We start from the raw sequence: 19,674 nt of genomic DNA on the forward strand, positions 1-19,674 counted from the left end.
GGACCTGCCACCCTCGGTCGGGTCGGGCGCCCGGAAACCCGCAGGCGCGCCGCTCGGTCTCCGGGCGATGATCGTCCCATGACGACGACGGACGAGCGGGAACGGCGACGGCGCAGACTGGCCGCGTGGCGGGGGGCGAAGGTGCTGGCCCGGATGGGTGCGGACGGCACGCTGGGCGAGCGGCTGACGGCGCTGGCGGCCGACGCCTCCTCGGTGCACGACCCGGACGACTGGACCGATGTGTACGGGGGCGGGGTCGTCACGGACCTGGAGCGGCGGGTGGCCGGGCTGCTGGGGATGGAGGCCGCGGCGTTCTTCCCGACCGGGACGATGGCCCAGCAGGTCGCGCTGCGGTGCTGGGCGGGGCGTACGGGGAACGCGACCGTGGCGCTCCATCCCCTCTCCCACCCGGAGCTGCACGAGGGCGGGGCGCTGGGTGCGGTGAGCGGGCTGCGGACGGTGCACCCGACGTCGGAGCCGAGGCTGCCGGACGCGGACGAGGTACGGGAGTTCCCCGAGCCGTTCGGGACGCTGATGCTGGAACTGCCGCTGCGGGACGCCGGGTTCGTGCTGCCGTCCTGGGCGGAGCTGACGGCGGTGGTGGAGGCGGCCCGTGAGCGGGACGCGGTGGTCCACCTCGACGGGGCCCGGCTGTGGGAGTGCGGGCCGCACTTCGGGCGGGAGCCGGCGGAGATCGCGGCGCTGGCGGACAGCGTGTACGTCTCGTTCTACAAGTCACTGGACGGGCTCTCCGGGGCGGTGCTCGCGGGGGCGGAGACGCTGGTGGAGGAGGCGCGGGTCTGGCGCCACCGGTACGGGGGCCAGGTCTTCCAGCAGTTCCCGGCGGCGCTCTCCGCCCTGCTGGGCCTGGAACGGGAACTGCCCCGCCTGCCGTCGTACGTGGCACACGCGAAGGTGGTGGCGGGGGCGCTGGCGGAGGGGTTCGCGGCGTCGGGGGCGCCGTGGTTCCGGGTGCATCCCGAGCCGCCGCACACGCACCAGTTCCAGGTCTGGCTTCCGTACGGGGCGGACGTGCTGGACGAGGCATCGGTGCGGCAGGCCGAGGAGACCGGCGTCTGCCTCTTCCGGCGCTGGTTCACGGGGGCAGCCGGGGCGGGGCTGCCGCCCGGCGTCTCCTTCACCGAGGTGACGGTGGCGGCGGACGGGCTGGAGTGGACGGCGGAGGACGTACGGCGGGCGGTGGAGGGGTTCATGGGGTACGTGCGGTAGGCCGGGGCGGCCCGGCCCCGCTGCCGGTCACGCCGGTCCGGGCGCGCGGGCGGTCCGGATGTGCGGGTGCTGTCGCTTCGCCCCCGGTCCGGGGTGTGGGCGCTGTCGCTTCGCCCCCGGTCCGGGGGCTCCGGCCTCAGACGCCCTGCGGGCCGGGCCGGACGCGCTCGTACAGGTCGCGCAGGACCGAGCGGTCGTGGCGGCCGGGGGGCGGAGGCGCGGTCCGGGTGAGCCGGGCGGCGCGGTAGGTGTCGAGCAGGTGCTGCTGAAGTGCGCTCATGGGACCAGCCTGCGGAGGCCGGGCCGTCCGCCGCCCGTGGATTGACGACCCCCGTCAAACGGGGCGACGGCCCGCCCTCCGGTCCCCCACCATGGAGGGGTGAGCGTGCACATAGACATCGCGGGACTCCCCACCGACCAGGTCGTCTTCGCGACCTCTCCGCTGGCCGAGCTGGGCCTGGCCCTGCACGCGCTCTCCGAGCCCGGCCACCATCCGGGGCTGCACGGCTGGGCGACCGCGACCGCGGCGGCCCTGGAGCCCGACCTCGCGGACCGGATGCTGGAGGCGGAGTTCCTGTGGCGGAACACCTTCTCCGACGTGTTCATGCCGTTCTCCGGCATCCGGGGCGGCGACGGCAGGACCGGGGCCACTCTCGCGGAGGACCTGGACCTGCTGGACAAGCTGGACGACGAACGGTTCGTCGCCGCGGCCCTGGAATTCACCTGCGCCAGCCATTACGGGGCCGGGTCGCCGTCCCCGCTGGGGAACGAGGCGATGCGGGTGCGCGCCCTGGACCTGGCGGCGGCGCGCGGCCCGCAGCAGATGGACTTCACCCGCCGGCTGCTGGCCGACCCCGCCTCCGTACGCGGCTGGGTACGGAGGCTGTTCGAGGACTGCGACCAGGCGTTCTTCGCGGACACCTGGCGGCGGGTCTCCGTACAGCTGGTCGCGGACGCCCGGCACAAGACGCAGCTCCTGCGGCGCAAGGGGCTGGCCGACGCGGTCGGGGCGGTCTCCGCCGCCGTGACGCTGGACGAGGAGGCCGGCCGGATCAGCGTCGACAAGCTGTCCGAGGGCCGGACCACCGCCGTGGACGCCGGCGTCGGCCGGGGCCTGACGCTCATCCCCACCAGCTTCGGCCGGCCCCACCTGATGGTGCTGCACGCACCGGGCTGGCGGCCGGTCATCCACTACCCGGTCCACCTGCCCGACCTTCCCGCGCCCGCCTCCGTGGAGCTGCTCCAGCTCCGTCTGGAGGCGCTGGCCCACCCGCTGCGGATGCGCCTCTGCCGCAACCTGGCCCGCTCCCCGTACACCACGGGCGAGCTGGCCGACTCCAACGGCATCACCTCCCCCGAGGTCTCCCGCCACCTCTCCGTGCTCAAGAAGGCGGGGCTGGTCACCACGCGGCGTCGCGGCCGCTACGTCCTGCACCAGCTGGACCTGACGGTCGTCGCCCGGCTCGGCAGCGACTTCCTGGAGGGCGTCCTGCGCTGAGCGGAGCCTGTGCGGGGGGATGCCGTGGAAGGCCCGGCCGCGCGGTCCGGCTGTCCGGCCGTCCCGCGTCAGCCCGCGCCGCCGCCGGCCCGGACCAGGCCGGTCTCGTAGGCGAGGACGACGACCTGGACCCGGTCGCGGAGGTTCAGCTTGGTGAGGATGCGGCCGACGTGCGTCTTGACCGTGGCCTCGGAGAGGACGAGGCGGGCGGCGATCTCCCCGTTGGAGAGGCCCTGGGCGACCAGGAGCGTGACTTCCCGTTCGCGTTCGGTGAGCTTGCCGACGTGCTTGTTCACGGGCTCCTTGCCGCCGCTGGGCAGCATCGGCGAGAAGCGGTCGAGCAGCCGGCGGGTGGTGGAGGGGGCGACGACCGCGTCCCCGCTGTGCACCGAGCGGATCGCGGCGAGGAGTTCGGCGGGCGGCACGTCCTTGAGCATGAAGCCGCTGGCCCCCGCCTTCAGCCCGGAGAAGGCGTACTCGTCGAGGTCGAACGTGGTCAGGATGAGCACCTTCGGCGGGTCCTGCTGCGCGCAGATGCGGCGGGTCGCCTCGACGCCGTCCAGCCGGGGCATGCGGACGTCCATCAGCACCACGTCGACGGGGGTGGACCGCAGCAGCTCGATCGCCTCCGCCCCGTCCCCGGCCTCGGCCACGACCTCCATGTCGGGTTGGGCCGCGAGCACCATCCGGAAACCGGTCCGCAGCAGCACCTGGTCGTCGACGAGCATCACGCGGATGGCCGTGGTCATGGGGATCGTGTCCTGTCCTGGGTCGGGTCTCGGGGTCGGAGCGGTCGGTCGTGCGGCCGGTCAGCTCGGCGGCTTGAGCGGCAGCAGGGCGCTGATCCGGAAACCGCCGCCGGGCCGGGGCCCGGCGTCCAGCGTGCCGCCGACCATGCCGACCCGCTCCCGCATCCCGATCATCCCGTGCCCGGCGCCGTCCGCGCCGCCGTCCTCGTACAGCTCGTGCGCGGCTCCCCGGCCGTCGTCCTCGATCAGCAGGCCGAGGCCGTCGTCGAAGTAGACCAGCCGGACGCTCGCCCCGGCATCGGGGCCGCCGTGCTTGCGGGTGTTCGTCAGGGCCTCCTGGACGACCCGGTACGCGGTCAGCTCCACACCGCTGGGCAGCGGGCGGGGCGTGCCCTCGACCTTGAAGTCGACCTCCAGACCGGTCTGCCGGACCTGCTCGACCAGGTCCTCGATCTGCCGCACGTCGGGCTGGGGAACGTACTCCCCGCTCTCCGGGCCGTCACCGGTCCGCAGCACGCCCAGCAGCCGCCGCATCTCCGCCAGCGCCTGGCGGCCGGTGCTGGAGATGGTCTCCAGCGCCTGGCGGGCCTGGTCGGGGGCGGCGTCCATGACATACGCGGCGCCGTCGGCCTGGACGACCATCACGGACACGTTGTGCGCGACGACGTCGTGCAGTTCGCGGGCGATCCGGGCCCGTTCGGCGGCGACCGCGACCTTGGACTGCGCCTCGCGTTCCCGCTCCAGCCGGGCGGCCCGCTCCTCCAGCTGGTCGAAGTAGGCGCGCCGGGTCCGCAGCGAGTCCCCGAGCACCCAGGCCAGGACGAACGGCACGGTCATGATGATCGTCACGAAGATCACCTGCGCCCAGGACCCGCCCGGCTCGGCCTCCCACCGCAGCTGGGACAGGGCCGCCGCGCTCAGGCTGCAGACCAGGGCGAGCCGGGACGCCCAGCGCTCCCCGATCGTGGCCACGGTGTACGTGATCACCAGCATCGCGAAGTCCCCGACGCCCGGCCGGACGTCGAACACCAGCTGCACGACGCCCACCAGGATCGTGAGCAGCAGCATCTTCTCGGGGGCCCTGCGGCGCAGCGCCACGACCGTGGAGAGACCGAGCGCGACCGGGACCGCGACGATCGCCTCGCGCCCCGCGTCGTACGTGCCCGACACCAGCGACAGGCCGGAGAGCCCGAGGAGGAAGACGGCCCAGAAGACGTCGACGCCCGTCGGGTGTCTGCGGATGAAGTCGTAGAGGCGCTGCACGTGACCAAGCGTAAGGACAGCCGATCGGTGCCCGGGTCAACCGGAGGGCCGATCCGGCTCCGGGCCCGTACTCCCCAAGGTGGAGGGCGGCCCGGCTTCCCGAGGTGGAGACCCGTCCGCGCCGGGCCCCCGAGCGCCCCCGGGACCCGCACGCGGGCCCCGGGGCGGGAGACTGGGCCGGGTGACGGACGTGACGGACGAGTGGCGCGGTTGGCGGGAGGCGGCGCGGACCGCCCTGTACGGGGACGAGGGCTTCTACTGCGGACCGGAGGGGCCCGCGGGGCATTTCCGTACGTCGGTGCACGCCTCGCCCCTCTTCGCGGGGGCGGTGGCCCGGCTGCTGACCGGGATCGCACGGGAGCTGGGCACCGGCACGATCGCGCTGGTGGACATGGGCGCGGGGCGGGGCGAGCTGCTGACCGGAGTGCTGGCCGCGCTGCCGGAGGGGCTGGAGGTGACCCCGTACGCCGTCGAGATCGCCGCCCGGCCGCCGGGCCTGGACCCCCGGATCGTGTGGTGCGCGGAGCCGCCGGCCGGGGTCACGGGGCTGCTGTTCGCCAACGAGTGGCTGGACAACGTTCCGGCGGAGGTGGCGGAGGCGGACGCGGACGGCGTCCCCCGGTACGTCGAGGTGCGGACCTCCGACGGGGCGGAGCGGCTGGGCGAGCCGGTGGCCGGGGCGGACGCGGCGTGGCTGGAGCGCTGGTGGCCACTGTCCGCACCGGGCGAGCGGGCGGAGATCGGGCGGCCCCGCGACGCGGCCTGGGCGGGGGCGGTGGGGTGCCTGGCCGCCGGACTCGCGGTGGCGGTGGACTACGCCCATGTACGGGGCGCCCGGCCGCCCTTCGGGACGCTGACCGGCTTCCGGGGCGGGCGCGAGGTGCGGCCCGTGCCGGACGGCTCCCACGATCTGACCGCGCACGTGGCGCTGGACGCCTGCGCGGCGGCGGTCCCGTACGCGAGCGCCGAACTGACCGACCAGCGGACCGCGCTGCACCGCCTCGGCGTGGGCGGCGACCGGCCGCCGCTGCACCTGGCCGCCACCGATCCGGCGGGGTACGTGCGCGCGCTGGCGGCGGCCGGCGAGGCGGCGGAGCTGACCGCACGCGGCGGTCTCGGCGACTTCGGCTGGCTGCTGCACCGGGTGGGCCTGCCGGAACGCGGGTGACCACCGGCCCCAGGCCCGACCGGGCCGGGGGGAATCCCGGCGCGACGGGGCCGGACGGAATCAGGGGGAACGCAGCAGGGGGAATGCAGGGGGAATACTGTCCCGCATGACGGAGACGACGATCGGCATCGGCGGAGCGGCGGAGAGCACCGACATGGTGCTGAACATCGGTCCCCAGCACCCCTCGACGCACGGGGTCCTCCGGCTGCGGATCGTGCTGGACGGCGAGCGCGTCCAGCACGCGGAGCCGGTCGTCGGGTACATGCACCGGGGCGCGGAGAAGCTGTTCGAGGCCCGCGACTACCGGCAGATCGTCATGCTCGCCAACCGCCACGACTGGCTCTCCGCGTTCTCGAACGAGCTGGGCGTCGTGATGGCCGTCGAGCGGATGCTCGGCATGGAGGTGCCCGAGCGCGCGGTGTGGACGCGAACGCTGCTGGCCGAGCTGAACCGGGTCCTCAACCACCTGATGTTCCTCGGCTCCTACCCCCTCGAACTCGGCGGCATCACCCCCGTCTTCCACGCCTTCCGGGAGCGCGAGGAGCTCCAGGCGGTGATGGAGGAGGTCTCCGGCGGGCGGATGCACTACATGTTCAACCGGGTCGGCGGGCTCAAGGAGGACATCCCGGCGGGCTGGACCGGCCGGGTCCGCGACGCGGTCGCCTCCGTCCGCTCCCGGATGGACGTGTACGAGGACCTGGTCCTCGGCAACGAGATCTTCCGGGGCCGTACGCGGGACGTGGGCGTCCTGTCCGCCGGGGCGGTGCACGCGTACGGGGTGTCCGGCCCGATCGCCCGCGCCTCGGGCGTCGACTTCGACCTGCGGCGCGACGAGCCGTACCTCGCGTACGGGGAGCTGCTGGACACCCTGGAGGTCGTCACCCGGACCGAGGGCGACTGCCTGGCCCGTTTCGAGTGCCTGCTGGAGCAGACGCTCAACTCGCTGGACCTGGCCGACGCCTGTCTGGACCGGATGGCCGGCCTGGCGCCCGGCCCGATCAACCAGCGGCTGCCCAAGGTGCTCAAGGCGCCGGAGGGCCACACCTACGCCTGGACGGAGAACCCGCTCGGGGTCAACGGCTACTACCTGGTGTCCAAGGGCGAGAAGACGCCCTACCGGCTGAAGCTGCGCTCGGCCTCGTTCAACAACATCCAGGCGCTCACCGAACTGCTGCCGGGCACGCTGGTCGCCGACATGGTGGCGATCCTGGGCTCGCTGTTCTTCGTCGTCGGGGACATCGACAAGTAGCCCCCCACCGGGCCCGCCCGCGGCCGGTGTCCGGCCGCGGGCATCACGCCGTGCGGTGTCCGGTCAGGACACCGCGCCGCGCAGCCGCGCCACGTCGATCTGCTCGGTCTCGTCGTGCGCGGTGAGGTCGATGACCTTGCCGACCGCGCGGTGCTCCACCGCCCCCGTGCGGTGGGCGGCGAGCGCCTCCTCGCCGACGACGTCCGCGAGGTCCTCGTTCTGCACGGACTCGATCGCGGCGTTCGCCTGCTGGGCGGCCGGGGTCGTCCGGGGACCCGGATCCTCCTGGGGACCCGAGTCCTCGCGGGGGCTGCGGGCGCCTCCGCCGTCCTGAGCGCTCCGGGCGCCCCGAGGCGTGCGGGCGCTCGGGGTGGTGCGGGCGCCCTGGTTGCCGAAGTAGTCGAAGGCGCCCTGCGGCGACAGGTGGCGGCGCGCCGCGTACGGGACGACGGACGAGGCCGCCGGGGTCGCGCGCGGCACGGCCGCGGGCGCGAGCGCGGAGGCGTCCGAAGCCCGCGGGCCCACCGTCTCCGGGGCTCCCGCTTCCGGGGTCTTCGGGCCCGTCGCCGGGGAGCGCCCGGCGAGTGCGCGCCGCCGGACCAACTCCGCCGTACGGCGGGCCTCCTGGATTTTCGCGTTGCGCGTGAGGTTCATCAGGGCCTCGTCCGCGCGCCGGTACGTCTCGGGCGTCGGCGTGGACCGTGCGGGCAGCAGCTCCCTGGGCGCGGACGCCTCGATGGCGAGCTGCCTGCGGCCCTCCAGCGCGCTGGCCCGCTCGGTCTCGGCATTGGCGTAACGACGCAGCAGTCCGGCGTGCTCCCCGCGCAGTCCCGCCAGCTCCACGCGCTTGCGGCGGAGCTTGGTCTCCAGTCGGGTGCGCAGCTCGCGCGACTCCTCCAGGTCCTGCTCCAGCTCGGCGATCCGCTCCTCGGCCCGCCATTCGTCGCGGGTGCGGGCGCGCGTCAGCTCGGCGACCCGCAGTCCCGCGGCCCGGTCCCAGCTCCGCATCAGGTACGCGCCGGTGACGGCGGCGGCCGCCACAGCGGCCACCAGGCCGCGCAGGAGCAGGGGTTCGGACAGCAGCCAGGCGCCGGCGGCACCGACGACCGACACGCCCGCCACCACGGAGGGGGGCAGGATTCTGTGGAGGGGCGGCGAATGGCGGTGGCGTCCACGTGGCATGGCCTGAAATTTACCGTGTGTACGGGCCACTTGGGGGGCCGCCCGGAAATCTGTTCCCCGCCGGTTACCTCGCGGCCCCCGAAGTCGCTCCTCCCGGCCCTTTTCCCCGGACCGCGCGCTACTTCCCGATCAGGTTCTTCGACTCCAGATACTCCTGGGCGACATCGGCGGGCTTGGCCCGCTCGGCGTCGACCTTCCGGTTCAGCTCGGCGAGATCTTCGGTCGTGAGCGTGGCGGTCAGCTTGCCCAGCGCGTCGGCGATCTCCGGCGCGCCCGCGTCCTTCGTATGCAGAACCGGAAGGACGTTGTCCGCGTTCTGCAGCTTCTTGTCGTCCTCCAGGAACACGAGCCCGTCCATCACCGCGTCCGTCGTGGTCGTCAGGACCAGTTGGGCCTTGCCGTCGCGGACCGCCTGCTTGGACTGCGGGCTGCCGACGCCCTTGGGGTCGATACCGGTGACGTCGATGCCGTACGTCTTCTTGAGGCCGGGCGCACAGAACGGCCGTACCTCGCACTCGTCGCCCGCCGCGATCTTGACCTTGATCTTCGCCTTCCCCAGATCGGAAAGGGTCGTGAGGTCGTTCTTCTCGGCGAATTCCTTCGAGACCGCGAAGGCGTTCTGGTCCACGGCCTTTCCGGCCGGGAGGACCGTGAGGCCCAGCGGTCCGGCGAGGCCCTTCAGCGCGGAGACCGTGGCCTCGACGTCGCCGGAGGCCACCGGCTCGGCCTGCGCCTTGTCGGCGCCGTTGACCTTGGCGTTGAGGAATTCGGCGATCGTGGCCGCGTACTCCGGTACGACGTCGATCTCGCCCTTCTCCAGCGACGGCTCGTACAGCTCACGGTTCTTCACCGTGGTGACGGAGGTGCTGTATCCGGCGTCGCCCAGGATTCGCGCGTACAGCTCGGCGAGCACCTTGGACTCGGTGAACGCGGCCGAGCCGACGACCAGCGTGCCCTTCTCGCCACCGCCGCCCGAGGAGCCCGAACCGCCCTTCTCCTGCTCCAGGCTGTCGCCGCCGCAGGCCGCGAGCGACCCGGCCAGCGCCACCATGCCGACGACCGCACCGGCTATCCGCGTGGTCCTGCTCATATGTGTCGTTCTCCGTCCGAACCGAGGAATGTGATCAGAAGAAAGCACGCCGGAAGCATGCTGTGCGCTCATGCGGACCTGCGCCGGCGGAGGGGGGAGAGCAGCCGGTCCAGGCCCACCAGCACGCCCTCCACCGCCAGGGCGAGCCCGGCGACCAGGACGGCCCCGGCGAAGACCTGGGCGGTGTCGTAGGTGTTGAACCCGGCGGTGATGATGCGGCCGAGACCGCCGAGGCCGACCATCGCGGCGATGGAGGCGGTGGCCACGACCTGGACGGCGGCGGAGCGCAGCCCGGTCATGATCATCGGGTGGGCGAGCGGCAGCTCGACCCGGACGAAGAGCTGGACGCCCGACATCCCCATGCCGCGCGCCGCCTCCACCACGGCCCGGTCCACCTCCCGCATGCCGACATAGGCGTTGGTCAGCAGCGGCGGCACCGCGAACAGCACCAGCGCGATGATGGTGGGCCAGTACCCCGCGTTGCGCAGGGGCGTGACCATGAACAGGGCCAGGACCGCGAAGACCGGGACGGCCCGCCCCACGTTGGAGATGTTGACCGCGAGCGGCCCTCCCCTGCCGATGTGCCCCAGGTACAGGGCGAGCGGCAGGGCCAGCGCGCAGGCTGCCGCGAGGGCGACCCCGCTCACGTACAGGTGCTCGCCGAGCCGGTGGGCGGCCCCGCCGTCCCCCGACCAGTTGGCCCCGGTGGTCAGCCAGGCCCAGGCGTCGCCGATGACTCCCACGGATCAGCCCACCTCCGTCTTCGCCGGGGCGGGCGGCCCCGCGTCCGTCGTCGCCGGGACCGGTGGCCCCGTGTCCGTCCTCGTCGCGGCCGGCCGGGCCGCTCCGGGGAGGCGCGTCCAGGGCGTCAACAGCCGCTGGAGGCCGAGCAGCAGCAGATCCGCCGCCACCGCGAGCAGCACGCACAGCACCGAGGCGGTGAGCACCTGGGCCCTGAAGAAGCTGGGGAGCGCGTCCTCGATGAGATTGCCGAGGCCGCCCTTGCCGACGAGCGAGCCGACCGTGGTCAGCGCGACGGTCGACACGGTGGCTATCCGCAGACCCGCCATCACCGCCGGCAGCGCCAGCGGCAGCTCCACCTCCCACAGCAGCCTCGCCGGCCCGTACCCCATGCCGCGCGCGGCCTCCCTGGCCTCCTGCGGCACCGCTTCGAGCCCGGCCAGGATGTTGCGCACGAGGATGGTCAGCGAGTAGAGCACCAGCCCGGTCACGACGAGGGCGGCCGACAGCCCGAACAGGGGCAGCAGCAGCGAGAACATCGCCAGCGAGGGCACGGTGTAGAGCACGGTCGTCAGCCCGAGCACCGTCCCGGCGAACCCCCGGCCCCGGCGGGCGAGCAGCGCCAGCGGAAAGGCCACCGCGAGCCCGATCAGCACCGAGGCGACCGTGATGCCGATGTGCTGCACGGTCGCGTCCGTCAACTCCTGGCTGCGGGAACGCAGATACTCCCCGCAGATCCAGTCGTTCGTCACCAGGCAGCTCTGCTCGGCCATCCGCCCTCCACCTCCCGCTCCCCTCACCACCCGGACCACTGCCCCGGACCCTTTCCGGAACACCCTCCGAGGCCCTCCCGTTCTCCCCGGGCCCCCGGATCGCGCCGGATCTCCCGAATCGAACTGATGACTGGCGAGCCTATCCTCGACCACCGACCATCGCGGAGGGCTGTCGCATTCCGGCAACACGCCCTTCACGAAACGCCCTCCACAATGGGGAACCATGATCCGTTTCGAGCACGTCACCAAGCGGTACGCCGACGGCACGACCGCCGTCGACGACCTTTCCTTCGAGGTCGCCGAGGGTGAACTGGTCACGCTCGTCGGACCGTCCGGTTGCGGCAAGACGACCACCATGAAGATGGTGAACCGGCTGATCGAACCGACCGAGGGCCGGATATTCCTCGACGGGGACGACATATCCGCCATCGATCCCGTGCGACTGCGCCGCAGAATCGGCTACGTGATCCAGCAGGTCGGCCTCTTCCCGCACAAGACGGTGCTGGAGAACACCGCGACCGTTCCCCATCTGCTGGGCTGGAAGCGCGGAAAGGGACGCGAACGCGCCGCCGAACTCCTCGACCTGGTCGGACTCGACCCTTCCGTTCACGGTGACCGTTATCCGGAACAGCTTTCCGGCGGTCAGCGCCAACGTGTCGGCGTGGCACGGGCATTGGCCGCCGACCCGCCCGTCCTCCTGATGGACGAGCCTTTCGGAGCGGTCGATCCGGTCGTCCGCGAGCACCTCCAGAACGAATTCCTGAAACTCCAGGCCCAGGTCCGCAAGACCGTGCTGTTCGTCACGCACGACATCGAGGAGGCCGTCCGCCTCGGCGACCGGATCGCCGTCTACGGGCAGGGCCGCATCGAGCAGTTCGACTCGCCCGCCACCGTGCTGGGAGCCCCCGCCACCCCGTACGTGGCCGACTTCGTCGGTGCGGACCGCGGCCTCAAGCGGCTGTCGGTGACGCCCATCGAGGAGAGCGACCTCGACCAGCCGCCGGTGGTCCACCTCGACGACCCGCTGGCCTCGGCCACCGAACGGCTCCGGTCCGAAGGTGCGCGGTGGGCGGTCGTCCTGGACGGCCGGGACAACCTCCACGGCTGGATTCCCGCCGATGCCGCCGCGGGGGCGACCGCCGGGGGGACCGTCCGCGAGCACGCCCGCCGGATGGAGGCGTGGCTTCCGCTGGGCGCGCCCCTCAAGCAGGCGTTCGCCACCATGCTCCAGCACGACGCGGGCTGGATCGCGGTCATCGCCGAGGAGAGCGAGGGCCGCTTCCTCGGCGTGCTGACCCCGGCCCGGCTGCACGAGGCCCTGCGCCGCTCGATCGACGCGGACGCCCAGGACGTACCGCGGGCGGAGGTCGCCCTGGAGACGGTGGCGACCATCGCAACGGCGTAGCGGGGCACGGTCGGCGGTCGGGCGCGGCGGCGCGGCGGGGGCGCGGGACACGCGGTTCGGCGGGTGCGACGGCGTCGCGGCGACGCGGTCCGGAGGGGGCGCGCTCACGCGTCGAGTGCGTCGAAATGCCCCGGCCGCCCCGCTGCTCCGCCCCGCCACCCCGCTCCGCTGCCCCGCCGCCCCGTGGCGAACGCCCCGGCCTGGCGCGTTCAGTCCGCGCCGAGCCGGGCGCTCAGCCACTCCAGGGCCGGCGGGATCTCGCGCCGCCAGGTCGTGAAATTGTGCCCGCCGCTGTCGAGCACGATGGAGGAGACCCGCGCGGGCGCCTTCACCTTCTCGATGAACTCCATCGTGCTCCCGAGGTTGTCCTCGCCCTCCCTCGACGTCGTCACCAGGAAGGACCCGCCCGACGGCGGCCGGTGCTCCAGGTTCCACAGCAGGTCGGCCCGGTCGCGCAGCTCCTGCCGCCCCTGGAAGAGGTCGCCGGTCGTCGGGTCCTCGGCCGCCCGGTAGTACGCGGAGAGCCCGGCGCTCGCCGCGTACCGGTCCGGGTGGAGCATCCCGAGCTTCAACGCGCAGTAACCGCCGGTGGAGTTGCCGATGATCCCCCAGTTGCGGGCCTTCGTCCCGACCCGGTAGGCCCCCGCGACCGCCTCCGGAAGGTCCTTCGCGAAGAACGTCTCCGTCCGCGGGCCCTTCGGGACGTCCACGCACTCGGTGTCGCGCGGCGGCGCGACGGTCGGCCGGAGCATCACCAGGATCATCGGGCGGGCCTTCCCCGCCCTCACCCGCTCATGCGCCGTCTGCGGGTAGCGCAGACCCTTCAGGAGGTTCTCGGCCGTGCCCGGATAGCCGGTGAGGACCACGGCGGCCGGGAACGTGCGCCCGGCGTACGCCGCCCGGAAGTACTCGGGCGGCAGATAGACGTACGCCGGCGAGTCGATGCCCGACGTGCGCCCCGAGATCACCACCTGGTCGATCCGCCCGCCGACCGAGGGCACCCGGCCGCCCGGCACGTCCGGGTGCCGGGAGGCGATCCGCGTCAGGTGCCGGGAGCCGGCCGCGCCCTTCGCTCCGCTCCCGTGGTCGGTGACGACCCCCAGCTCCTGCTTCTGCCCGAAGAGATCGGCCCAGGAGCCGTAGAAGAGAAAGGCGTTGTTCGCCGCCAGTCCCACCGCGGCGAACAGCGTCAGCTGGGTCGCCAGCAGCAGCCCGATCCGGCCCGAGACGGCGGCCGCGCCGGGCCGGGCGAGCCGTGGCCAGAACCGGACCGTGGCGGCGAACAGCGCGACGGCAGCCGCCGCCACGACCGCCAGAACTGCCGTGCTGGTGAGACCCATGAGCGTGCTTTCTCCGTGCTTCCGTACCGGGCTGGACGTGGAACTGGACGAGGGACTGGGCGGGGAACAGGACGAGGGGCCGGGCGTGGAACTGGACCAGGACCGGCCGAGGGCCGGAGGAAGGCCGGATGCGGGAAATTTCCGGAATGTGGGTGAACCCCCGCTCCCCCGCCCCCGTCCTAGAGGGCGCACATCGTCCGAGCGGCTCCGGCCGGCGGACTCAGGGAATCTCACGCGAAGCCACGGGAAGCGATGTCTGTCACGCTAGATGGGGACAAGTCGGTATCGGTTCCGCCGCGCGTCCGCCGGTTGCTCCAGGGGCCGCGTCCCGCGTCCGTACCGGCGATCGTGGGCACCGCCTGCACGGTCGTCGGGCTGATCGACGTCGCCGCCGGGGTCTTCCCCCGCTTCCGACACAGCCGGGTGCACTCCCTGGCCGAAGTGCTCCCCGGAGCGTTCGGCCCGTTCGCCGCCGCGCTCTCGCTGAGCGCGGGCGTGCTGCTGCTCCTGCTCGCGCACGGGCTGAAGCGGCACAAGCGGCGGGCCTGGCGGGCGGCGGTGGTCCTGCTGCCCGCGGGGGCCGCGGCCCAGTTCGCGTACCGCCACTCGATCGTCGGGGTGCTCGTCCCGCTGGTGCTCTGCTGGCTGCTGGTGCGCCACCGGGACCAGTTCCGGGCGCTGCCCGACCCGCGCAGCCGCTGGCGTGCCCTCATCAACTTCGTGCTGCTCGGGGCCGGTTCGCTGGGGCTCGGGCTGATCATCGTCAGCGTCCACCCCGGCCGGGTCGTCGGGGATCCGTCCATCGCCGACCGCCTCCAGCACGTGCTGTACGGCCTGTTCGGCGTCGAGGGGCCCGTCGACTACACCGGGCGGACCGGTTGGACGGTCGCCTACTCCCTGGGGGCGCTCGGCCTGCTGACCGCCGTCACCACCGTCTACTTCGCCTTCCGCCCCGAACACCCGGCCGCCCGCCTCACGGAGGACGACGAGGAGCGGCTGCGGGCCCTGCTGGAGCGGCACGGCGGCCGGGACTCGCTCGGCCACTTCGCGCTCCGCCGCGACAAGGCCGTCGTCTTCTCCCCCAGCGGCAAGGCCGCCGTCTGCTACCGGGTCGTCTCCGGGGTGATGCTGGCCGGGGGCGACCCGGTCGGGGACGTGGAGGCGTGGCCGGGCGCGATCGAGCGCTTCATGGACGAGGCACGGGCGCACTCCTGGACGCCCGCCGTGATGGGCTGCAGCGAGACCGGCGGACAGGTCTGGACCCGCGAGACCGGGCTCACCGCCCTGGAGCTGGGGGGCGAGGCGGTGGTGGACGCGGCGGATTTCTCCCTCGCCGGACGGGCCATGCGGAACGTGCGCCAGATGGTCAAGCGCATCGAGCGGGCCGGTTACGAGACCCGGGTCCGGCGGGCACGTGACATCGGCGACACCGAGCTGGACCGCATCCGGCGCGCCGCGGCCGACTGGCGCGGCACCGACACCGAGCGCGGCTTCTCCATGGCGCTGGGCCGGATCGGCGACCCGGCCGACGGCGACTGCGTGATCGCCACCGCCCACCTCCCCGGCTCCGGCACGGAGGAGCCCCCCTACGGCGACCTGAAGGCAGTCCTCCACTTCGTCCCCTGGGGGCGCGACGGGATGTCGCTGGAGCTGATGCGCCGCGACCGCTCGGCCGACCCCGGCATGAACGAGCTCCTGATCGTCGCCTCCCTCCAGGCCGCCGAGAAGCTCGGCGTCGCGCGGGTCTCGCTGAACTTCGCCATGTTCCGCTCCGCGCTCGCCCGCGGCGAGCGGCTCGGGGCCGGACCGGTGCTGCGCTGCTGGCGCGGGCTGCTGATCTTCCTGTCACGCTGGTTCCAGATCGAGTCGCTGTACAAGTTCAACGCCAAGTTCCAGCCGCGCTGGGAGCCCCGCTTCGTGGTCTTCCGCACCAGCCGCGACCTGCCCCGCATCGGGCTCGCGGCGATGCGGGCGGAAGGGTTCGTGAACCTCTCACCGCCCCGCCCGTTCCGCACCCGTACCGCGCGCCCGTGCGGTCACGCGGCACGGACGCCCGCCGAGCACGAGGTGAGCGCGGCCTGACGGCGGCGCCGCCGGGTGCGGCAGGTTCTAGTCTGGTCGTATGAGTACGTCACGCACGCGGGGCACGGTCCGAGGGCTGCCGGAGTGGGACCGCTGTGCGGTCATGGGGGTCGTCAACGTGACGCCCGACTCCTTCTCCGACGGCGGCCGCTGGTTCGACACCACGGCCGCCGTCAAACGCGGCCTGCACCTGGTGTCCGAGGGCGCGGACCTGGTCGACGTGGGCGGCGAGTCCACCCGCCCGGGCGCCAGCCGGGTCGACGAGGCGGAGGAGCTGCGCCGGGTCGTCCCGGTCGTGCGGGGGCTGGCCTCCGAGGGCGTCACCGTCTCCGTGGACACCATGCGCGCCCGCGTCGCGGAACAGGCCGTCGCCGCCGGGGCCGTCCTGGTCAACGACGTCAGCGGCGGTCTCGCGGACCCGGACATGATCCCGGCGGTCGCCGACGCGGACGTCCCGTTCGTGGTGATGCACTGGCGCGGATTCAGCGAGTCGATGAACAGCCGCGCGGTGTACGGGGACGTCGTCGCCGAGGTCCTCGACGAGCTGCGGCAGCGGATGGACGCGGTGGTCGCGGGCGGGGTCGCCCCGGAACGCCTCGTGATCGACCCCGGCCTCGGCTTCGCCAAGGACGCGGCCCACGACCTGGCGCTGGTCGCGCACCTGGCCGGGCTGCACGCGCTGGGCCGCCCGCTGCTGGTGGCCGCCTCCCGCAAACGGTTCCTCGGACATGTGCTGGCGGGCCACGGCGCGGCCCCGCCGCCCGCCCGCGAACGCGACGCGGCGACCGCGGCCGTCTCCGCGCTCTCCGCGGCGGCCGGCGCCTGGGCGGTCCGGGTCCACGAGGTGCGGGCCACCGCCGACGCGGTCCGCGTCGCCCGCGCGGTCGAGGGAGCCGCGTGAACGAGGAGCACGCACGGGCCGCCGCCGACATCGCGGAGGTCGAGGCGGCCAACACCGCCTTCTACGAGGCGCTGGAGCGCGGCAACCTCGACGCGCTCTCCGCCGGCTGGCTGCCGGGCGAGGATCTGACCGTCTCCTGCGTCCACCCCGGCTGGCCGGTGCTCACGGGCCGCCGTGAGGTGCTGCGCAGTTACGCCCTGATCATGGCGAACACCGACTACATCCAGTTCTTCCTCACCGACGTCAACGTGGCGATGACCGGCGACACCGCTCTGGTCACCTGCACCGAGAACATCCTCAGCGGCGGTCCGGCCGAGGAGGGCGACGCGCTGGGCCCGCTGGTGGGCCGCCTCGTCGTCGCCACCAACGTGTTCCGGCACACGGCGGACGGCTGGAAGCTCTGGTCCCACCACGGATCGCCCGTCCTGGCCGACTCCGACGAGGACGACGCGACCGCCTCCTGAAGCGCGGAAGCCCTCCTCCTTGGCCGGGGGAAACCCCCTCCCGAGGAGGAAACACCCGCACGAGTGGGTACGGGTCCGATGGGGATTGCGCCCGGCGCCACCGGGTATGGGCGGCTACCAGCCCGCCGGGGCGCGGTCATGGCCCCACGGGCGAGCACCGCCGGTGCTCGCAGGTAGATTCGACAGCCGGCACCTCACCGCCCGCACGCGGCCGGGGCGCCCCCCGACCAACGACAGCAGGAGTGATTCGCGTGGATCGTGTCGCGCTGCGCGGCCTCAAGGCCCGCGGGCACCACGGTGTCTTCCCCCGGGAGCGGGAGGAGGGCCAGACCTTCATCGTCGACCTGGTGCTCGGTCTCGACACCCGGCCCGCGGCGGCCACCGACGACCTGGCCCGCACGGTGCACTACGGCGTGGTGGCCGAGGAGGTCGTCGACGTGGTGACCGGCGAGCCGGTGGATCTGATCGAGACGCTCGCCGAGCGGATCGCCCAGCAGTGCCTGAAGCACGAAGGCGTCCAGGAGGTCGAGGTCGTGGTGCACAAGCCGGACGCGCCGATCACCGTCCCCTTCGACGACGTCACCATCACCATCACCCGGAGCCGATCATGACCGCGTTCTCGACCGAGGGCCAGAGCGACCCGACCGTACAGCCGGTTCCGGCGGCCGTCGTCCGGCAGGTGGACGCCGCCGACGTCACCCTCTCCAACCCCAAGATGGCCGTGATCGCCCTCGGCTCCAATCTGGGCAACCGGCTGGAGACCCTCCAGGGGGCCGTCGACGCCCTGGAGGACACTCCCGGCCTCCGGGTCAAGGCGGTCTCCCCGGTGTACGAGACGGAGCCCTGGGGCGTCGACGCGGACTCCCAGCCCGCCTACTTCAACGCCGTCATCCTCGTGAAGACGACGCTGCCCCCCGCCTCCCTGCTGGAGCGCGGCCAGGCCGTCGAGGAGGCGTTCGACCGGGTCCGCGAGGAGCGCTGGGGCCCCCGCACCATCGACGTGGACATCGTGGCGTACGCCGACGTCCTCTCCGACGACCCGGTGCTCACCCTCCCCCACCCCCGCGCCCACGAGCGGGCCTTCGTCCTCGCCCCCTGGCACGACGTGGACCCCGAGGCCCAGCTGCCCGGCGCCGGACCGGTGGCCGAGCTGCTCGCCGGGATCGGCCGCGCCGGTGTGCTGCCCCGCGCCGACCTGGAACTGCGTCTGCCGGAGTAATCGTTAGGCTCGACGGACGGCGGTCCGGCGCACGGCCGGACCGGGTACAGGCGGCGCGAAGGGCGGCTCACGCGGTGAAGCAACTACGGCTCGGGGTACTGGCGGGCCTCTTCGCGGCCGCCGGTGTCCTCTCCTGGGGCGGGGCCCGCCTCTGGGACTCCGTCGGCACCCTGCCGAGCGTTCCGCTGGCCGCGTCGATCGTGCTGGCGGTGATCGCGGTGATCCTCCTCGCCACCGCCCTGTCCACCCGCACCCGCCTGCGCGCCCAGCGCGAGCGCCGCCCCGGCGCCAAGGGCGTCGAGCCCCTGTTCGCGGCCCGCGCGGTCGTCTTCGGCCAGGCCAGCGCCCTGGTCGCCGCCCTGGTCGCCGGTCTGTACGGCGGCGTCGGCGTCTTCCTGCTCGGCTTCCTCGACATCCCGCCCCGCCGCGACCAGGCCATCTACGCGGGCGCGGCGGTGGTCGCCGGCATCGCCGTCGTCGCCGCCGCCCTCTTCCTGGAGCGCGTCTGCCGCCTCCCGGAGGACGGCAACGACGACGGCACGGGCACCGCGGCCGCGTGACACACCACGGGCCCGGTCCCGGCCGCACGACGCGGCCGGGACCGGGCCCGTGGTGTGTTCCGGGGGCGTCAGCGCGCCAGTATCAGGCTCATCGCCTCGGCGCGGGTCGAGGCGTCACGCAGCTGGCCGCGCACGGCCGACGTGGTGGTCTTCGCACCGGGCTTGCGGATGCCCCGGACCGACATGCACATGTGCTCGGCCTCGATCACCACGATCGCGCCCCGCGCCTCCAGGATGCGCATGAGCGAGTCCGCCACCTGGGTGGTGAGACGTTCCTGCACCTGGGGCCTGCGGGCGAAGACGTCCACCAGGCGGGCCAGCTTCGACAGGCCGGTGATCTTGCCCGTCTCGGCCGGGATGTAGCCGACGTGGGCGACCCCGTGGAAGGGCAGCAGGTGGTGCTCGCAGAGCGACATGATCTCGATGTCCTTCACCAGGATCATCTCGTCGTGTCCGAGGTCGAAGGTCGTGGTGAGCACGTCCTCGGGTTCCTGCCGCAGCCCGGCCAGGATCTCCTGGTACGCCCGCGCCACCCGTCCCGGCGTCTCCCGCAGACCCTCGCGGTCCGGGTTCTCGCCGACGGCGATCAGCAGCTCGCGCACGGCCGCCTCGGCCCGCTTCTCGTCGAATGCGCCGATCGGACCCTGGCCGTCCAGCGTCACCGGGTCGGTCATCTGTGCCTCGTTCCTCTGTGCTGTCCGTGCGCGGGTTCGCGACCGGACATCGCGGGCCTACGGAAAAGCCGCGCCCCCACAGGCTA

20 protein-coding genes are annotated in these 19,674 nt (G+C 73.4%); 11 read left to right on the forward strand and 9 right to left on the reverse strand.

Annotation, left to right across the window (positions count from 1 at the left end; translation table 11 throughout):
- Positions 1-78: 78 nt before the first annotated feature.
- Positions 79-1,230, forward strand: a complete 1,152-nt coding sequence (locus QFZ71_RS12500) for a low specificity L-threonine aldolase (RefSeq protein ID WP_307668308.1) — start codon at positions 79-81, stop codon at positions 1,228-1,230.
- 136 nt (positions 1,231-1,366) lie between these two features.
- Here QFZ71_RS12500 and QFZ71_RS12505 read toward each other — a convergent pair whose 3' ends face one another.
- Positions 1,367-1,510 carry a hypothetical protein gene (locus QFZ71_RS12505; RefSeq protein WP_307668309.1) on the reverse strand — a complete coding sequence of 48 codons (144 nt, stop codon included), beginning with the start codon at positions 1,508-1,510 and terminating at the stop codon, positions 1,367-1,369.
- Positions 1,511-1,615: 105 nt separating this feature from the next.
- Between QFZ71_RS12505 and QFZ71_RS12510 the strand changes: the two genes are divergently transcribed.
- Positions 1,616-2,728 (forward strand): DUF5937 family protein, encoded by a 1,113-nt coding sequence (locus QFZ71_RS12510; RefSeq protein WP_307671438.1) that lies wholly within the window; start codon positions 1,616-1,618, stop codon positions 2,726-2,728.
- A 68-nt stretch (positions 2,729-2,796) separates the two neighbouring features.
- On the opposite strand, the gene QFZ71_RS12515 is transcribed toward QFZ71_RS12510, so the two are convergent.
- Together QFZ71_RS12515 and QFZ71_RS12520 are read right to left on the reverse strand one after the other, a co-directional pair.
- The gene (locus QFZ71_RS12515; RefSeq protein WP_307668310.1) at positions 2,797-3,477 is read right to left on the reverse strand and encodes a response regulator transcription factor; all 681 of its coding nucleotides are present in this window, start codon (positions 3,475-3,477) and stop codon (positions 2,797-2,799) included.
- 60 nt (positions 3,478-3,537) lie between these two features.
- Positions 3,538-4,740 carry a sensor histidine kinase gene (locus QFZ71_RS12520; RefSeq protein ID WP_307668311.1) on the reverse strand — a complete coding sequence of 401 codons (1,203 nt, stop codon included), beginning with the start codon at positions 4,738-4,740 and terminating at the stop codon, positions 3,538-3,540.
- 190 nt (positions 4,741-4,930) lie between these two features.
- Between QFZ71_RS12520 and QFZ71_RS12525 the strand changes: the two genes are divergently transcribed.
- Together QFZ71_RS12525 and QFZ71_RS12530 are read left to right on the forward strand one after the other, a co-directional pair.
- Positions 4,931-5,908, forward strand: coding sequence for an SAM-dependent methyltransferase (locus QFZ71_RS12525; RefSeq protein ID WP_307671439.1), 978 nt, complete (start codon positions 4,931-4,933; stop codon positions 5,906-5,908).
- A gap of 106 nt (positions 5,909-6,014) precedes the next feature.
- Positions 6,015-7,157: an NADH-quinone oxidoreductase subunit D gene (locus QFZ71_RS12530; protein ID WP_307668312.1), complete on the forward strand. Its 1,143-nt coding sequence runs from the start codon at positions 6,015-6,017 to the stop codon at positions 7,155-7,157.
- A 63-nt stretch (positions 7,158-7,220) separates the two neighbouring features.
- On the opposite strand, the gene QFZ71_RS12535 is transcribed toward QFZ71_RS12530, so the two are convergent.
- The 4 genes from QFZ71_RS12535 to QFZ71_RS12550 all read right to left on the reverse strand — a co-directional run bounded on the left by QFZ71_RS12535 (position 7,221) and on the right by QFZ71_RS12550 (position 10,943).
- Positions 7,221-8,339: a hypothetical protein gene (locus QFZ71_RS12535; protein WP_307668313.1), complete on the reverse strand. Its 1,119-nt coding sequence runs from the start codon at positions 8,337-8,339 to the stop codon at positions 7,221-7,223.
- 118 nt (positions 8,340-8,457) lie between these two features.
- On the reverse strand, positions 8,458-9,429 hold the full coding sequence (locus QFZ71_RS12540) for an ABC transporter substrate-binding protein (RefSeq protein ID WP_307668314.1): 972 nt from the start codon (positions 9,427-9,429) through the stop codon (positions 8,458-8,460).
- Between the two features lie 68 nt (positions 9,430-9,497).
- Positions 9,498-10,172, reverse strand: a complete 675-nt coding sequence (locus QFZ71_RS12545) for an ABC transporter permease (protein WP_307668315.1) — start codon at positions 10,170-10,172, stop codon at positions 9,498-9,500.
- A 3-nt stretch (positions 10,173-10,175) separates the two neighbouring features.
- Entirely contained in the window at positions 10,176-10,943 is a 768-nt protein-coding gene (locus tag QFZ71_RS12550; protein ID WP_307668316.1) for an ABC transporter permease, read from the reverse strand.
- A 223-nt stretch (positions 10,944-11,166) separates the two neighbouring features.
- Between QFZ71_RS12550 and QFZ71_RS12555 the strand changes: the two genes are divergently transcribed.
- Entirely contained in the window at positions 11,167-12,348 is a 1,182-nt protein-coding gene (locus QFZ71_RS12555; RefSeq protein WP_307668317.1) for an ABC transporter ATP-binding protein, read from the forward strand.
- A gap of 209 nt (positions 12,349-12,557) precedes the next feature.
- Here the strand turns inward: QFZ71_RS12555 and QFZ71_RS12560 are convergent, their stop codons facing one another.
- The gene (locus QFZ71_RS12560) at positions 12,558-13,688 is read right to left on the reverse strand and encodes an esterase family protein (RefSeq protein ID WP_307668318.1); all 1,131 of its coding nucleotides are present in this window, start codon (positions 13,686-13,688) and stop codon (positions 12,558-12,560) included.
- 252 nt (positions 13,689-13,940) lie between these two features.
- Between QFZ71_RS12560 and QFZ71_RS12565 the strand changes: the two genes are divergently transcribed.
- The 6 genes from QFZ71_RS12565 (at position 13,941) to QFZ71_RS12590 (ending at position 18,914) form a co-directional block, all read left to right on the forward strand.
- Positions 13,941-15,770 (forward strand): phosphatidylglycerol lysyltransferase domain-containing protein, encoded by a 1,830-nt coding sequence (locus tag QFZ71_RS12565; RefSeq protein ID WP_307668319.1) that lies wholly within the window; start codon positions 13,941-13,943, stop codon positions 15,768-15,770.
- A 103-nt stretch (positions 15,771-15,873) separates the two neighbouring features.
- The gene (folP, locus tag QFZ71_RS12570) at positions 15,874-16,671 is read left to right on the forward strand and encodes a dihydropteroate synthase (RefSeq protein ID WP_307671440.1); all 798 of its coding nucleotides are present in this window, start codon (positions 15,874-15,876) and stop codon (positions 16,669-16,671) included.
- Positions 16,668-17,135, forward strand: a complete 468-nt coding sequence (locus tag QFZ71_RS12575; RefSeq protein WP_307668320.1) for a nuclear transport factor 2 family protein — start codon at positions 16,668-16,670, stop codon at positions 17,133-17,135. Before folP ends, QFZ71_RS12575 begins: the two co-directional genes overlap by 4 nt.
- A gap of 251 nt (positions 17,136-17,386) precedes the next feature.
- Positions 17,387-17,746: a dihydroneopterin aldolase gene (folB, locus tag QFZ71_RS12580; protein WP_307668321.1), complete on the forward strand. Its 360-nt coding sequence runs from the start codon at positions 17,387-17,389 to the stop codon at positions 17,744-17,746.
- Complete coding sequence (gene folK / locus QFZ71_RS12585) at positions 17,743-18,354, forward strand: 2-amino-4-hydroxy-6-hydroxymethyldihydropteridine diphosphokinase (RefSeq protein WP_307668322.1); 612 nt, start codon at positions 17,743-17,745, stop codon at positions 18,352-18,354. Before folB ends, folK begins: the two co-directional genes overlap by 4 nt.
- A 74-nt stretch (positions 18,355-18,428) precedes the next feature.
- Positions 18,429-18,914: a DUF3180 domain-containing protein gene (locus QFZ71_RS12590; RefSeq protein ID WP_307668323.1), complete on the forward strand. Its 486-nt coding sequence runs from the start codon at positions 18,429-18,431 to the stop codon at positions 18,912-18,914.
- Between the two features lie 68 nt (positions 18,915-18,982).
- On the opposite strand, the gene folE is transcribed toward QFZ71_RS12590, so the two are convergent.
- Complete coding sequence (folE, locus tag QFZ71_RS12595; RefSeq protein ID WP_307668324.1) at positions 18,983-19,588, reverse strand: GTP cyclohydrolase I FolE; 606 nt, start codon at positions 19,586-19,588, stop codon at positions 18,983-18,985.
- Between the last annotated feature and the right edge of the window lie 86 nt (positions 19,589-19,674).

It is taken from the genome of Streptomyces sp. V2I9 (assembly GCF_030817475.1).
GTDB lineage: Bacteria > Actinomycetota > Actinomycetes > Streptomycetales > Streptomycetaceae > Streptomyces.